We start from the raw sequence: 14,338 nt of genomic DNA on the forward strand, positions 1-14,338 counted from the left end.
TGGAGGTGACGACTTCAATCGGTTGACGTCACGCTATGAGCGTCAAACGCGTTGACGCAAACGGCCGTTACGAAGTCGTTATCGAGCACCCCGATGCGGGCCTCCGCGCGCCCGCATGCGATCCTGTCTGCGGCAGGAAGGCGGACCGATGACAGACGACAGCAAGCGGCAGAGCGAGATGACCCTCGTGCTGATGCTCGCACTCACCTTCTCGACCGGGATCGTCGACGCGGTCGGTTACCTCGGCCTCGACAAGGTGTTCGCGGGCAACATGACCGGCAACGTGGTGATCCTCGGCATGGCCATCGTGGGCGCCGAAGGGCTGCCGTGGGTCGGGCCCCTGGTCGCGCTGATCGCGTTCATGGCAGGAGCCGTGATAGGCGGGCGGACGCTGCGGCGCGAGACGATCGGCTGGAACACGCGGACGAGCTGGTCGTTCACCGCTGTCGCCGCCGCTCTGGCGGTACTCACCGGCGTCACGATCGCGACCGGCGGCGTCCCGCCGAAGCCGTGGGAGCTCGGCATCACCGTCCTGCTCGCCGCGGCGATGGGGTTCCAGGCCGCGGTCGCCCGGCACCTGGCCGTGAAGGACGTGACGACGGTCGTCGTGACCTCCACCATCACCGGCCTCGCCGCCGACTCGGTGCTCGCCGGGGGCTCCGGCCAGCCGTGGCGCCGGCGCGCGGGCGCGGTCGTGCTCATCGCGCTGGGCGCCCTGGTCGGGGCGCTGCTGCTGCGATTCGGGATCGCCCTACCCCTCGGACTCGCCACGGTGGTGACCGCGGCCGCCGCCGTCGTCGGCCACTTCGCCGCCCACGAGGGGCGCCGCGTGGCGGCCGCGAGGGCGTGACGTCCCGGCTCCCAGCCGCCCGTCGTGCAGTTCGAGGACACGGTCGGCGCGGGCCATCAGCAACGGATCGTGCGTGGTCACGACCGCGGCGATCCCCTGACCGTGGACGAGGTCGACCAGCAGGTCCATGATCGCCCGGCCGGTCACGCTGTCCAGCTGCCCGGTCGGCTCGTCGGCGAACAGGATGCGCGGCTCACCCGCCAACGCCCGCGCGATACCGACGCGCTGCTGCTGACCGCCGGAGAGTTCGGTCGGCCGCTGCCGCGCATGGCCGCCGAGCCCGACGCTGTCGAGCAGCGCCTCCACCCGGGCGTCCCGCTCCGCGGGGGCGACGCCGAGCAGGCGGAGCGGCAGCTCGACGTTCTCCGCCGCGGACAGCACCGGCACGAGCCCGAACGATTGGAAGACGAATCCGGTGCTGCGGCGCCGCAGCTCGACCAGCTGCGCCTCCGACGCCGTCGACAGATCGACACCGTCGAGCACCACGCGACCGCTGCTCGCCCGGTCGAGGCCGCTCAGCACGTTCAGGAGGGTCGTCTTGCCCGAACCTGACGGGCCCTTCACCACGACGAGCTCACCGGGACGGACCGTCAGGCTCGCTTCGGCGAGCGCCGTCACTGTTCCCGCCGCCGTTTCAAAGGTGCGGGTCACCCCCTCCGCCACGAGCAGCGGGACGTCCCGCTCGTCGTCCGGTCGGCCCGGCCGAGTCTCTGCGATCGTCACGGCCGGCCCTCCTCTTCTGCTGCATGCGGCTCCTCTGCGGCATGCGGCCAGACACCCACATGGTCCTGCTCCAGCGCCAGGCGGACGCGGTCGCGCATCCCGAGGGTGGTGAGGTACTCCTGCGGCAGCTGCAGCCGCCCCACCCGGTCGAGCACGGCGTACTCCTCGGCGACGGTGTGCTCGTGGCCCTCCGCGTTGACACCCGTGCGCCGCAGCACCTCGGTCGCGGTGCGCCCGTCGCGGATTTGGACGGTGCGCGCCACATGCTCCGAGACGGTGGGGTCGTGCGTGACGATCAGCGTGGTGACGCCCAGCTCGCGGTTGACCCCGCGCATGGCCTCCAGCACCTCGGCGCTGGTGGCCTCATCCAGTTCGCCCGTCGGTTCGTCGGCGAGCAGCACCCGCGGCTCGTTGGCCAGGGCGACCGCGATCGCGACGCGCTGCTGCTCGCCACCGGACATCTCGGTCGGGCGGCGGTCGGCGCAGTGCCCGACCTCGAGCATCTCCAGCAGCTCGGCCGCGCGCCGGTCGCGGTCGCCGGTTCCGGCGACGGACATCGCGAGGGCTAGGTTCTCGCGGGCGGTCAGATAGCCGAGGAGGTTGCGCGAGGTCTGCTGCCAGACGAATCCGACCGTTCGTCGCCGGTAGTCCACGCGCTCCCGGCTGCGCAGCGCGAGCAGGTCGCGGCCGGCCACGGTCACCGACCCGGCCGTCGGCTTGTCGAGTCCGGAGAGGATGCCGAGCAGCGTCGACTTGCCGGAGCCGGACGCCCCGACGATGGCGACCAAACCGCCGCTCTCGACGCGCAAGGTGAGCCCTTGCAGCGCCTGCACCTCGATGCCGTCGGCCGTGAAGATGCGCACCAGGTCGGTGCAGTCGATGGCTGCGTCGGCAGGGGCGGTCACGGTGGTCATTCTCCTCCTCCGATGCGCAGCACGGCCGCCGCCGAACGGCGACGTGCCGCCGCGAGGGCGACGAGCGTCGCCACGGCGGCGACGACGACGAATCCGGCCAGCGCCGCAGCGACCAGCAGGGGGTCCTGCACGACAGGCGGCTGGACGGGACTGCCGGTGAAGCCCCGCAGATCGAGCGGCTCCAGCACGACGGCGGGCAGCACGAGCCCGACGACGGCTCCGGCGAGGATGCCCACGACGAGCACCGGCCCCAGCTCCCAGGCGAGCACCCCGGCGGTCTGGCGCGAGGTGTATCCGATGGTCCGCAGCGTCGCGACGAGCCGCACCCGCGCCGACGTGTTGATGACCAGCGTGAGAAGAAACGCGGCCACGCAGAGCAGGACGGTCAGCCCGATGGACAGCACGGCCACCAGCTCGGTGCCCGCGACCAACGGGGACGACCGCAGGGCGTCGCGCTCGGCGATCGCGTCGCCGACCACGGCTCCCTCCCCGCCGATCCGGGCGAGTTGGGCGTGGACGCGTGCCGCATCCGCGCCGGGAGCGAGCTTCACCAGCACGGTCTGCGGACGACCCGAGATGTCGCTGGACCCCGGGAGCCCTGCGGAGTCGAGGAAGACCCATTCCGCATCGCGTACGTAGACACCGGGAACGAAGTCGAGCTCCTTCACCCCCAGGTGCACGTTGGTGCCGCCGGTGACGACGAGTGCGCTGGTGATGGGGATCTGACTCGACCAGCCGCCCAGTGCGGCCGCGGTGCGCCCGGGGATGCCGCCCTTCAGGGCGGTGGAGAGCCGCGCCTCGGGCGGCAGGTCCGCCTGCACCGCGTCCAGCCGCCGGGGGTCCACGAGGTAGCCGGAGACATCCGACGACACTCCCCCCGCCGTCAGACGCAGGCCGCCGGCCCACTCCACCGTCGCGGTGCGCTGGACGCCCGAGAGGCCGGCGACCGCATCCACCTGCCGCTGGCTGAGCGTGGATGCGGCGGTGAGCGACAGATCCGCCCCGACCCGGATGCGCGCACCCTCCGCCACTCCGGCGGTCGCCGTGGCCAGCATGCTGACGGAGAAGAGCGCGATGCTCACACCGGCGACGAGGGTGAAGACCGGCCAGAGCAGTCCGGACCGCGATCGGCGCGCCGCCGAGGCGCCGAGGAACGCCACCGGTCCCCGGCCCCGCCGGAAGACGGCCGCGATCCAGCCGATCGGGTACCGGATCACCCGCACGACGACCACGCAGGCGGCGAGCGCCACGAGCACCGGGGTGGCGGCGGTGAGGGGATCGACGTCGAGTCCGGCACTCGGCGATGCGAGGCCGCGTCGGGTGAGCAGCACGACGCTGAGCGCCGCCAGCCCGATCACCACGGTCTCGGCCACCCACGACCAGCGCGACCGCCCGACCGTCTCGACCGTCGGAGACAGCGGGCCCGCAGCCACCACCAGCGCGATCGGGGGCAGCACCGCGCAGAAGCCCGCGAGGGCGACCGGGAGTGCCAGCGGAACGCCGCCGGGCGTCAGCGCGACCGCCGCGATCAGTCCGAGCGCCGCGGCCGGGAGCGACACGAGCAACCCCTGCGCCGCCAGCTCGGTGCGGAGGCGGACCGGGGATGCGCCGCGCGCGGTCATCAGAGCGAGCGCCGGTCGCCGGCGGTCCAGCACCAGGCGGGCCCCCTGCGCGAGAACGGTCAGGGCGACCACCAGGGGCCCGCTGACGAGGATCGTGAACAGGGTCTGAGCCGGCTGCGCGCGGGCCACGAACTCGTCGACCAGCCCCTGCACCGCAGTGGCGATGGCGAGCGGGACGGCCGCGCCGCCCACGGTGGCCGACAGGGGCGATGCCAGGATCCCGCCCAGTGCGCTGCGCACGGCGGGGAGCGTCTCGGAGCTGAACCGCTGCGGCTCGACAGGGAACCAGACGGAGGCGAAGGTCGCGTCGAGGCGCGGTGCGAGCGCGGTCCACATTCCGGGATCGACCCATGCGACCGCCCCGAAGTCCTTGCCGGCGTCGCCCCGGTCGACGAAGTGACCGCGTGCCCGGCTGACGTCGAGATCCCAGAAGTCGGCGGACGCATCCCGTGGCGCGATCGTCCCCGTCAAGCGGAAGGTGAGCACCTCTCCCTGCACGGTCGAGGACTGCCGGTCCTGGCCGACGCGCCAGCCGAGCAGCCGTGCGGCATCGGCTGCGAGCACCACTGGGATCGGCGCAGCCGTCGGTGCCCCGGTCGCTGTCGGCCACGTGCCGTCGACGAGCCGCGCCGTCTTCCGCAGGTCCCGGTAGGCCTCGACGGTGACCGAGTAGCGGCTGTTGCTCTCGGCGCCCGCCGGAGCGGTGGTCGGCAGCTCGTCGCTCCGCGCGGCAGCGTCGCCCGCCGCGGTCACGGCACGGAGCGTCGGCGCCATCCGGTCGCGGACGTTCTCCGCGATGCCGGGCAGACCGTTCCACAGCTGGACCGGATCGACAGCAGGGCCGTTGGAGATCAGGCCGGTGCGGATCGCGGTGGTGAGGTCGCGCCCGCCCGCCCCCGCCTGCTGGAGTTCGTGGCGGAGCTCGCCGCCCAGGATCTCGCTGCTCACGCGGGGCCACGCCGCCAGGGCGGTCGCCGTCACGAGCGCGACGACACCCAGCAGGGCGAGGCCGCCGCCGAACGCGCGGAGCGAGCGGAGGAACAGCCGGAAGTCCGACACAGAGCGCGCGTTCACCGGGTCTCCTCCCGGTAGGCCGTGTCGTGCACCTGCCGGCGCACGGACCGCCCATACGCCCAGACGGCGACGGCGAGAGCAGCGACGAGGGCAACGAGGCCGACGCCCATCCCGAGCGGATCCACGCGCCCCTGCACCGACAGCGTCGACGGCGCTGTCACGACCGAGAGCCGTGCAAGCGTGTTGCCGACGAGCAGCACGACGACCACGCCGCCGGCCAGGCCGAACAGGGCCGCTGCCGCTGAGACGCCGATGACCTCGGCCCGTCGTGTCCACGCCTGCTGCTTCGCCGACAGGCCGACAGCGCGGAGCACGACGACCTCGCCCCGGCGACGGCGCAGCGCGGACGAGATCGCGGCCGCCACCGCGGCGACGGCCAGAAGCGCACAGCCCGCCGCTCCCAGCCAGGTGCTCAGCACCGCCCCGCTGAGGAAGCGCGAGACGAAGTCGCCTTCCGCGGTGGTGACCACCGCATCCCGTCCGGCGACCCGTGCGGCAGCACGCTCGAGGGCGGCCGTGTCCCCACCGGTGGCCCAGATCGACGTCGCCCGCGACACCGAGGGCGTCGTCCGGAGCAACTGCGCGGTCACCGCGGAGTAGTCGGCGAGCACGGTGCGCTCCGCCGTCGTCCCGGGCAGCGCCGGGACGATGCGGGCGACGGTCGCGGTCAGTCCCCCGATCGGGCTGTTCACGTCGATCTGCTGACCCACCCGCAGGGAGTCGTCGGCGGCGAGAGCCGACGTGACGGCGACCCGCAGCGTCGGCTCGGCGTCCGGAACGAAGCGGACCGTCGCTCTCCCCTCCAGCAGGGCGGCGGTCGCGCGTCCGGCTCCGGCGGCTCGGAACGGCGTCTCCGACCCGAACGACGCCGGCGCGAACGTCCACTCACCGGCCGGCTTCGAAGCGACGGGCAGGCCGGTCACGGCGACCGTCACGTCGGTCGCCCCCGCGGACTCGGTCGTGACGTCCACGGCGACGAGGCGCCGTCCGACGTTCTCCGGCAGCTCGATGACGGCGTCGCCGGAGGCGGTCGACCGCGCGGTGATCGGCACGGCCTCGCCGGCTGCCGTCGCCATCCACACCGTCGCCTCTGTCGGTGTCGCGGCGCCGGAAGTCGCGCCCTGTCCCGAGACCGCCGTCACGCGCAGCGCCACCGACCGGGTGTCGGCGGGCAGGTCGGCTCCGGGCAGTCCGGCCCCGTCGGGGAGGGAGGCGGCGAGCGCCCCCGTATCGAGCAGGTATCCGCCCACTGGGACGAGAGCAGAGAGCCGACCGGTGTCCATGACGATCACGGAGGCATCCGTGTCGCCGATGGTGGCGTCCTCGACGAGGGCGGGCGACGACGTGACGCCCTCCCTCTGGAGCCGTTCGGCGCCGGACAGGTCGCTTCCGTCGTTCGGGCTGCCGCCGACACCGAGATCGGCCCGGACCGCTCCCCCGGTGGTCAGCAGGGTGGAGTCACGGAGGAAACCGGAGAACGTGCCCGCGTATCCCGCCGCGAACGTCAACGCGCCGACCGTCAGGACGATGAGGGCGACCGGCCCCGAGAACAGTGCGATCCCGCGACCGACCTGGCGCGCGGGGAGCACACCGGCGACGCCGCGTCCGCGACCCGCGAGCCGCTCGACGGCACCCGCCGCCGGACCGAACAGGGACAGCCCGAGGAGTGCGATGGCGCAGAGCACCGCCGCCGGAGCGATGACGCCGGCCGGGTCGATCCCTCCCCCGCCGCCCGAGGCGGCCGACGAGCTGAACACCACGAAGCGCCACAGGGCGACGCCCGCGACGATGATCGCCAGCACCGCGAGGCCGGCGGAGACGGCGGTCCTGCCGCGCCCCGCCTCGACGGCCCCCGGAGCGTCGGTGAGGGAACGTGCCGACAGCACGGTCGTCAGCGTGGCGGCGGCCAGGGCGGCGACGAGGGCGGCAAGCGGCGGGAGCAGCACATCCACCGCTCCCGGGAGTCCCGCGGAGGGGCCGCCGGTGAGTGAAAGCAGCGTCAACTGGGCGGCAGCGGTGCCCACGATCACCGCGACGAGGGCGACCGCGCCCGACTCCACAGTCGCCGTACGGGCGAGCCACGGGAGGGTCACGCCGCGCGACCGGAGGAGCCGCGTCTCGACGAGGCGCGCGTCGGCCAGCAGACGGCCGAGCAGCACGAGCGCGATCACCGCGCACACGGCGAGCACGCTCAGCGGGATGGGGATGACGGCGCGCAGGGCGACGACCGAACGCTCCATGGCCGACGTCGTCGCGAGCGCCCGCCCGTTCGACGAGAACGGGCTGGCGGCCGCGGTCGAGTCCTCGCTCAGGGCGTCCGCGACGGCGGCGAGCCCGGACTGCAGGCGCGGGAGCTGGGCGGCGGTGACCCGGTCGGCGTCCGGGGTGAGCACCCACTGCACCGACGTGCCGTCGCCCGCTTCGGCCGCCACCGCGTCCGGGACGATCGCTCGGCCGTCCGTTCCGCCGGCACCGCTCCCGAGGCCCAGCCACGCCGGGGACGCCGGGGCGACCGGACTCCAGAGGCCCACCACGGTGACGGTGACCGGCGCGTCCGGGCCGGAGAAGACGACCGTGTCGCCGAGAGCCAGCCGGTGCGTGCGGGCGAACTCGGCGTCGACCGCCGCCTCGCCCGTCGACGGCGTGGAGGTGGATGCGGGCCAGCGTCCCGACGTCAGCCGCACCCGCTCCCGCAGGTCGTCGGAGGCGACCAGCAGGGTCGCGCTGCCGCCGCCCGCCGCACTGACCGACGGCACGAACGCCGTCTGCGCGATCTGCAACGGCACCCCCCGGAACTGGCGCGCCACGACCGACCGGACCGCGGCATCCTGAACCGCCGGATCGGAGCCCTGCGACGCCTGCAGCGCGAGCGAGGTCGCCGCCGCCGGCTCGTGCTGCAGGGTGGCCCGCACCGCTGTGTCCGGAGAACGGAGCGCCAGCCCGGTCATCACCGACACCAGGAACGCGATCACCACGACGACGAGACCGGTGGACACGAGCGTCCCGCGCTGCGCTCGGCTCCGCAGCAGCCAGAACGGGCGGACTCGGCCGAGCCGCCCATCCTCTGCACGCATTGTCCCAACGTAGCGCGAGGGAGGCGCCCGTCCCGGTACCGCGCACGCGGTACTACATTGTGTCGGTGACCACCGCGACGCCGCTGCTGCTCGGCCCGAACCAGCCTCTCGACCGGCCGTACCGGGGTGGTGCAGGCATCGCCCGATTCCGCGGCACACCGCAGCCGAGCCCGTTCACGCCCGAGGACTTCGTCGCATCGACCACCGAGGTCTTCGCGGGCGGCGGCGTGGGTCTCACCGTGCTGCCCGACGGCCGTACACTGCGCGACGCGGTCGCCGCCGACCCCGTGGCCTTCCTCGGCGAGGAGCATGTCGCCCGCTACGGCGCGCGCACGATGCTGCTCGTGAAGCTGCTCGACACCGCCGAGCGGCTGTTCGTCCACTACCACCCGGACGACGCCTTCGCCGCGCGCCACCTGAACAGCCCACTCGGCAAGACGGAGGCGTGGGCGGTCATCGAGGCCGACGCGGGCGCCTCCGCGTTCCTCGGATTCCGCCGTCCTGTGCCGACGGACGAGGTGCGCCTCTGGTGGGACGGCCAGGACGCGGACTCGATGCTCGATGCGATGAACGCGGTCTCGCTGGCCGCCGGTGACACGCTGCTCGTCCCGGCCGGGCTCGCGCACGCGATCGGACCCGGCGTGACCCTCGTCGAGCTGCAGCAGCCCACCGACCTCTCGGTCCTGCTGGAGCGGCGAATGCTCTCCGAGCGCGACGCGCTGCTGGGCCTCGACCTCCAGACCGCGATCGACGGGCTGACCCGGGAGGTCACACCGGAGGAGCGGATCGCCGCCCTGCGGCAGGGGCGCGGGGCGGAGACGCTGTTCCCGGGCGATGCCGATCCGTTCTTCTCGGCGGAGCGCATCCACGTCTCCGGCTCGCGCGAACTCGAGCCCGGGTTCTCCGTGCTCGTCGTGCTCGGCGGAGAGGGGACGCTGGAGACGGAGGACGGGGCGGCCGTGCCGATCGGTCGTGGTGCGACGGTGCTCACCGCGTTCGCCGACGGGCCGATCGGGGTGAGCGGTGACCTGGACCTGATCCGGTGCCGCCCGCCGCGCTGAGTCGCAGCGCGGTCTTCCGGGTGGGCCCGCTGTCGGCGGGCGCGGCTACCCTCGCCTCATGGACACCGTCTGCGCGCTCTGCGGGAGTCGCGCGCATCCCGGCGCGACCCTCCGGCTGTGCCTCACGCACCTGCTGGAGGCGCACGATCTCGTCGACGCCGAATTCGGTGTGACGGACGTGCTGCCGTCGCCGTGCGCGTTCTGCGGTTCGCGGCTGGGCGTCCGGTACCCGTCGGGGTGGCTGTGCGCGGTGTGCGAGTGGAGGGTCGGCGAGCCGCCTCCGGAGGGTCCGGCTGCATCCCGGGTGGATGTGGTCTACTACCTGCGCTTCCGTGACCGCATCAAGATCGGGACGACCGCGAACCCGGCGCAGCGGTTCTCGGCACTCCCCCACGACGAGGTGCTCGCCTTCGAGCGCGGGGACCGGGCCGTCGAGCACCGCCGCCACGAGCAGTTCGCGCATCTGCGCATCCCGGGCACCGAGTGGTTCGAGACCGACCAGACGCTGCTCGCTCACGTGGGTCTCGTCCGCGCCGGCACTGACGACCCGTGGGCCGTGCTCGCGCGCTGGCGCAGCGAGGCCGCGGCCCTCCGCGTCTGACCGACGCTCCCGTCGGCCGCCCGCCTCCGCCGCTCAGTGTCGGAGAAAGTGCCTCAAGACTCCGACGCACCGCGGTACGGATGGAGATCCGAGCGCAGAACCGGCAGGTCACGACCGTAGCCCGCAGGACCCCGAGGCCGACCAACGTCGGACAAAGTGCCCCAAAACTCCGACGCACCGCGGTACGGATGGAGATCCGAGCGCGGGAGCGCCGGATCTCCGACGGGACGGACAGCACGGAGGCCCGGACCCACTCGGGTCCGGGCTCCGTGGAGTGACGCGACGGGTCAGGCGACCTCAAGGCTTTCGCGGCGTCCGTCGCGCGGGGCGACGGACAGCTCCCCCTCGACCTTCGCGGCGAGGCGAGCCATCTCGGCCGCCTCGGCCTCGGCGGAGGACAGCGCGGCGATGTCCACCACCGCGCCAGCGGGATCGACCGTCTCCACGACCGCGGTCGCGACGATCTCCTCAGCCTCCGCCTCGACGCGGCGACGTGCCGCCCGCATCAGGAACGCGGCCACGACGGTCACCGCCCCCGCCGCGAGCGCCAGCACGCCCGCCGTCGTGAAGCCTTCGGTGTAGCCGGACTCCGCGGGCAGCCCGTCCGGAGCGATCGCGCCGGTGACGAGGGCCGTCATCACGGCCGCCCCGACCGCCGACCCGACCGTGCGCAGGTTGGCGTTCATCCCACTCGCGATTCCGGTCTGCGTGGCCGGAACGCTCTGCACCACCACGCTCGTGATGGCCGCGTAGATGAGGCCGAGTCCGATGCCGAACACGCCGGAGGCGGCTGCGACGGCCACGAGCGATCCGTGGAGGTAGGCGAGCGACAGGGCCGCTGCCCCCATGAGCGCAGCGGAGACCACGATCTGCGCGCGGAAGCCGACCCAGCGGGCGAGCGGGCCGCTCAGGAAGCCGGTCACGGCCATGGTCACCAGCATCGGGAGCATCAGCATCCCCGACTCCGCCACGGATGCGCCCAGGCCGTACCCGGTCGAGGTGGGCGTCTGCACGAACCGCGGGAAGAAGGCGAAGATCGCGAACATCGAGGCACCGATGAAGACGGCCGCCGCGTTCATGGACCAGACGCCCGGCTCGCGCATGAGCCGCATGTCGACGAGGGGATGCCGCGAGCGCAGCTCGACGATGATCCAGCCGGCGAGGAGCAGTGCGGCCGCGACGAACAGGCCGATCACGCCCGGCGACGACCAGCCCCACTGCGCGCCCGTGCTCAGCGGCAGGAGGAGCGCGACGAGCCAGCTGGAGAGCAGAACGGCCGCCCACGGGTTCACACCGCCGGTCGCCCGGGTGGGCGACTCGGGGATGAAGATGAGCGCGAGCACGGCGGCGGTCACCGTCAGGGCGACGGGCAGCAGGAACAGACCGCGCCAGCTGAGCGCGTCGGCGAGGGGTCCGGCGAGCACCGTCCCGAGCCCGCTGCCGATGGCGATGATCGAGGCGATGGCGCCGATCGCGGACGGGAGGCGGCGCGCGGGGAACTCGTCGCGGATGATCCCGAAGGCGAGCGGGAACATCGCCCCGCCGAGGCCCTGGATGACGCGACCGGCGATGACGACGCCGATCGACGGCGCGACGGCGGCCACGACGCTTCCGAGAGCGACGGCGAGGAGCGCGAGGACGAGGATGCGGCGCTTGCCGACGAGGTCGCCGACGCGACCGAGCAGGGGCGTCGCGACGGCGGCGGCGATGAGCCACGCGGTCATGGTCCAGGTGACGCCTGCGGTCGTGGTGTGCAGGTCGGACTGGATGACGGGGAGGACGGGGACGACGAGCGACTGGAGCGTCGCGAAGGAACCGACGCTGAGCGCCAGGGTGGCGAAGGTCAGTCCGGGATGGGATCGAGACATTGTCCGGGTTTTCCGTTTCTCGAGGTGTGCCGAAAGGCGTAGAATTGGAGGGAGGCTCCGTTCGGAGGGCTCCTCCGGTTACGTTGATCACATTACCGGAGGGTGCCTCCGCTTCGCAACCTCGAATTTTCGACCCCCGAGGTCCGACCCGAAAGGACAGCTGCCGTGACCGGCACCGAGACCACCGCACCGAGCGTCGCCCGACCGCAGCGGGCGGATGCCCGACGCAACTTCGACGCGCTGCTCGCCGCCGCGCGAGAGGCGTTCGCCGAGCAGGGACCGAACGCCTCGCTCGAGGACATCGCCCGCCGCGCCGGGGTCGGGATCGGGACGCTGTACCGCAACTTCCCCACGCGCGACTCGCTGGTGGAGGCCGTGTACATCGACGAGGTGGCCGCCGTCGTCCGCGCAGCGGAGGAAGCGGGATCGCTCGAGCCGTGGGAGGCCGTCCAGGCCTGGCTCCGCCGTTTCATCGCCTACGTCGGAACCAAGCGGGCACTCATCGAGGGCCTCAACAAGGACTCCCCCGTCCTCCTCAGCTGCCGCACCTCGCTCTACGACGCCGGCGAGCCGCTGGTGCGCCGGGCGCAGCAGACGGGTGAGCTGCGCTCCGACGCGACCATCGGGGATGTGATCCGCATGGTGTCCGGGATCGCCGGCGTCGCCTTCGACGACGACCAGCAGCGCGACCGCGTGCTCGCCATGGCCATCGACGGCCTCCGCCCCCGCTGACCCGGGCGCCCCGCCGGACGGCCCCGTACGCTTAGAGGATGGAGCTGGGCGTCTATGCGGTGATCGCCGTGGCGGTCATCGTCGGCGTGGCCGCGTTCTCGCGCAAACTCGGCATCGCGGCTCCGATCATCCTCGTCATCGTCGGCGTCACCCTGTCGTTCCTGCCCGGCGTGCCCGAGATCGAGGTGCCGCCCGAGATCATCCTCGACGGGCTCCTCCCGCCGATCCTGTACGCCGCAGCGATCAGCGTCCCATTGACCGACTTCCGGCGGAACCTCGCCCCGATCGCCGGACTCTCCGTCGTCCTGGTCGTGATCACGGCCTTCGCCTCCGGTTTCGTCCTGTTCACGATGCTGCCGGACCTCAACCTCGCCGCCGCCATCGCGCTCGGCGCGATCATCAGCCCGCCCGACGCCGTGGCGGCCACGTCGATCGGCCGCAAGCTCGGCCTGCCGCCCCGTCTTCTGACCGTCCTGGAGGGCGAGGGCCTGGTCAACGACGCGACCGCCCTCGTTCTCCTGCGGACGGCCCTCGCGGCTGCGCTCGGGACCCTCGCGACCCCCTGGGCGGGCGTGGTCGACTTCGTGTCCGCCGTACTCATCGCGCTCGTGGTCGGACTGGTCGTCGGCTTCGTCTCGGTCTGGGTGCGGTCGAAGCTCAGCGACCCCGTCCTCGACACGGCGCTCTCCGTGGTGGTCCCGTTCGCCGCCTTCGCGCCGACCGAGGCGCTTCACGGCTCCGGCGTCCTCGCCGTCGTCATCACCGGCCTCTACACCGGCCACGCCGCACCACGTCAGTTCAGCGCCCAGGCGCGGATCAGCGATCAGATCAACTGGCGAACCATCCAGTTCCTGCTCGAGAACGGCGTCTTCCTGCTGATCGGGCTCGAACTGCGAACGCTGGTCGGCGACGTCGAGAACCCCGAGGTGCTGAGCGTGTGGAACGCCGTGGGTCTCGGACTCATCGCGGTGCTGTCGCTCATCATCATCCGCTTCGTGCTGATCGTCCCGCTCATCTTCGGCCTGCGAAGACGCGCGGAGCTCGCCGAACGCTCGGTGCTGCGGGAGTGGCTGATGATCAGCTACTTCCGCGACCATCCCGTCCGCTACCGGTGGCAGGCGCTGCGTAAACAGCGAGCCGAGCAGCGGTACGAGCGGCATCGCACCGACCTCGAGGAGTACCGGCAGGAGGCGATCGACTGGAAGGGGGGCGTCGTCCTCGGCTGGGCCGGGATGCGCGGCGTCGTGACCCTCGCGGCGGCGCAGTCGCTGCCCAGCGAGATCCCGTACCGCCCTCAGCTCATCCTCATCGCCTTCACCGTCGCCTTCGTGAGCCTCGTCGTGCAGGGCGGGACGCTGCCCTGGCTGATCCGGACCCTCGGCCTCCAGGGCGCGGATGCCCGCGAGGACCGCCGGCTGCTCGCGCAGCTCCTCGACGACCTGAGCGAGGCAGGGCTCTCGGTGCTCGACGACCCGGAGACCGCGGCGCAGACGTCGACGCCGATCGATCCGGAGGTCGTCGAGCGGGTGCGGCAGTCGTCGTACCTGCGAGCGGAGTCCGCGTGGGAGCGCACCCTGCTGAGCGATACCCCGCAGGACAGCCGCCCGCACCACGTGTACCGGACGCTGCGGCTCGCCGTCGTCGACGCCGAGCGCGAGCGCCTGCTGCTCGAGCGCTCCCGCGGGTCGTACCCGTCGCGCGTCCTCACCGAGGCGCAGGCGCTGCTCGACCTGGAGGAGACCCGCCTCCGTTCGCGCTCGCGCTAGCAATTCCTGACAGACGTCTGCGAACCCCGGCTCCGGCGTCATGACCGCTCCAT

At 72.9% G+C, this 14,338-nt stretch carries 10 protein-coding genes; 5 read left to right on the forward strand and 5 right to left on the reverse strand.

The genetic code is table 11. The annotated features are described in order from the left end of the window. Window positions 1–148 precede the first annotated feature (148 nt). The gene (locus ACF1AJ_RS10180; RefSeq protein WP_309856474.1) at window positions 149–850 is read left to right on the forward strand and encodes a YoaK family protein; all 702 of its coding nucleotides are present in this window, start codon (window positions 149–151) and stop codon (window positions 848–850) included. On the opposite strand, the gene ACF1AJ_RS10185 is transcribed toward ACF1AJ_RS10180, so the two are convergent. From ACF1AJ_RS10185 to ACF1AJ_RS10200, 4 genes are read right to left on the reverse strand one after another with little or no spacing between them, the layout of a single operon-like run. Then, a complete protein-coding gene (locus ACF1AJ_RS10185) occupies window positions 752–1,573 on the reverse strand; it encodes an ABC transporter ATP-binding protein (protein ID WP_391507205.1) in 822 nt (273 codons plus the stop codon). The genes ACF1AJ_RS10180 and ACF1AJ_RS10185 overlap by 99 nt on opposite strands. Further along, the gene (locus ACF1AJ_RS10190; protein ID WP_391507206.1) at window positions 1,570–2,487 is read right to left on the reverse strand and encodes an ABC transporter ATP-binding protein; all 918 of its coding nucleotides are present in this window, start codon (window positions 2,485–2,487) and stop codon (window positions 1,570–1,572) included. The genes ACF1AJ_RS10185 and ACF1AJ_RS10190 overlap by 4 nt, the downstream gene beginning before the upstream one ends. After that, window positions 2,484–5,183 carry an FtsX-like permease family protein gene (locus tag ACF1AJ_RS10195; protein WP_391507207.1) on the reverse strand — a complete coding sequence of 900 codons (2,700 nt, stop codon included), beginning with the start codon at window positions 5,181–5,183 and terminating at the stop codon, window positions 2,484–2,486. Before ACF1AJ_RS10195 ends, ACF1AJ_RS10190 begins: the two co-directional genes overlap by 4 nt. After that, a complete protein-coding gene (locus ACF1AJ_RS10200) occupies window positions 5,180–8,257 on the reverse strand; it encodes an FtsX-like permease family protein (RefSeq protein ID WP_391507208.1) in 3,078 nt (1,025 codons plus the stop codon). The genes ACF1AJ_RS10195 and ACF1AJ_RS10200 overlap by 4 nt, the downstream gene beginning before the upstream one ends. Window positions 8,258–8,322: 65 nt before the next feature. Here ACF1AJ_RS10200 and ACF1AJ_RS10205 point away from each other — a divergent pair, with 65 nt between their 5' ends. Both ACF1AJ_RS10205 and ACF1AJ_RS10210 read left to right on the forward strand, forming a co-directional pair. Continuing rightward, window positions 8,323–9,318, forward strand: coding sequence for a class I mannose-6-phosphate isomerase (locus ACF1AJ_RS10205; protein ID WP_391507209.1), 996 nt, complete (start codon window positions 8,323–8,325; stop codon window positions 9,316–9,318). Between the two features lie 58 nt (window positions 9,319–9,376). After that, window positions 9,377–9,919, forward strand: a complete 543-nt coding sequence (locus ACF1AJ_RS10210; protein ID WP_391507210.1) for a GIY-YIG nuclease family protein — start codon at window positions 9,377–9,379, stop codon at window positions 9,917–9,919. Between the two features lie 287 nt (window positions 9,920–10,206). Here the strand turns inward: ACF1AJ_RS10210 and ACF1AJ_RS10215 are convergent, their stop codons facing one another. Beyond that, the gene (locus ACF1AJ_RS10215; protein ID WP_391507211.1) at window positions 10,207–11,787 is read right to left on the reverse strand and encodes an MFS transporter; all 1,581 of its coding nucleotides are present in this window, start codon (window positions 11,785–11,787) and stop codon (window positions 10,207–10,209) included. Between the two features lie 165 nt (window positions 11,788–11,952). Between ACF1AJ_RS10215 and ACF1AJ_RS10220 the strand changes: the two genes are divergently transcribed. After that, entirely contained in the window at window positions 11,953–12,519 is a 567-nt protein-coding gene (locus ACF1AJ_RS10220; RefSeq protein WP_391507212.1) for a TetR/AcrR family transcriptional regulator, read from the forward strand. A 38-nt stretch (window positions 12,520–12,557) separates the two neighbouring features. After that, on the forward strand, window positions 12,558–14,285 hold the full coding sequence (locus tag ACF1AJ_RS10225; protein WP_391507213.1) for a cation:proton antiporter: 1,728 nt from the start codon (window positions 12,558–12,560) through the stop codon (window positions 14,283–14,285). Window positions 14,286–14,338: the final 53 nt, after the last annotated feature.

Origin of the sequence: Leifsonia sp. NPDC014704 (assembly GCF_043083605.1) — a bacterium.
Classification (GTDB): domain Bacteria; phylum Actinomycetota; class Actinomycetes; order Actinomycetales; family Microbacteriaceae; genus Leifsonia.

Coding starts and splice junctions, on each gene's coding strand:
- ACF1AJ_RS10180 (WP_309856474.1), top strand. CDS start 149: ATGACAGACGACAGCAAGCGGCAGAGCGAGATGACCCTCGTGCTGATG.
- ACF1AJ_RS10190 (WP_391507206.1), bottom strand. CDS start 2,487: ATGACCACCGTGACCGCCCCTGCCGACGCAGCCATCGACTGCACCGAC.
- ACF1AJ_RS10200 (WP_391507208.1), bottom strand. CDS start 8,257: ATGCGTGCAGAGGATGGGCGGCTCGGCCGAGTCCGCCCGTTCTGGCTG.
- ACF1AJ_RS10210 (WP_391507210.1), top strand. CDS start 9,377: ATGGACACCGTCTGCGCGCTCTGCGGGAGTCGCGCGCATCCCGGCGCG.
- ACF1AJ_RS10215 (WP_391507211.1), bottom strand. CDS start 11,787: ATGTCTCGATCCCATCCCGGACTGACCTTCGCCACCCTGGCGCTCAGC.
- ACF1AJ_RS10225 (WP_391507213.1), top strand. CDS start 12,558: ATGGAGCTGGGCGTCTATGCGGTGATCGCCGTGGCGGTCATCGTCGGC.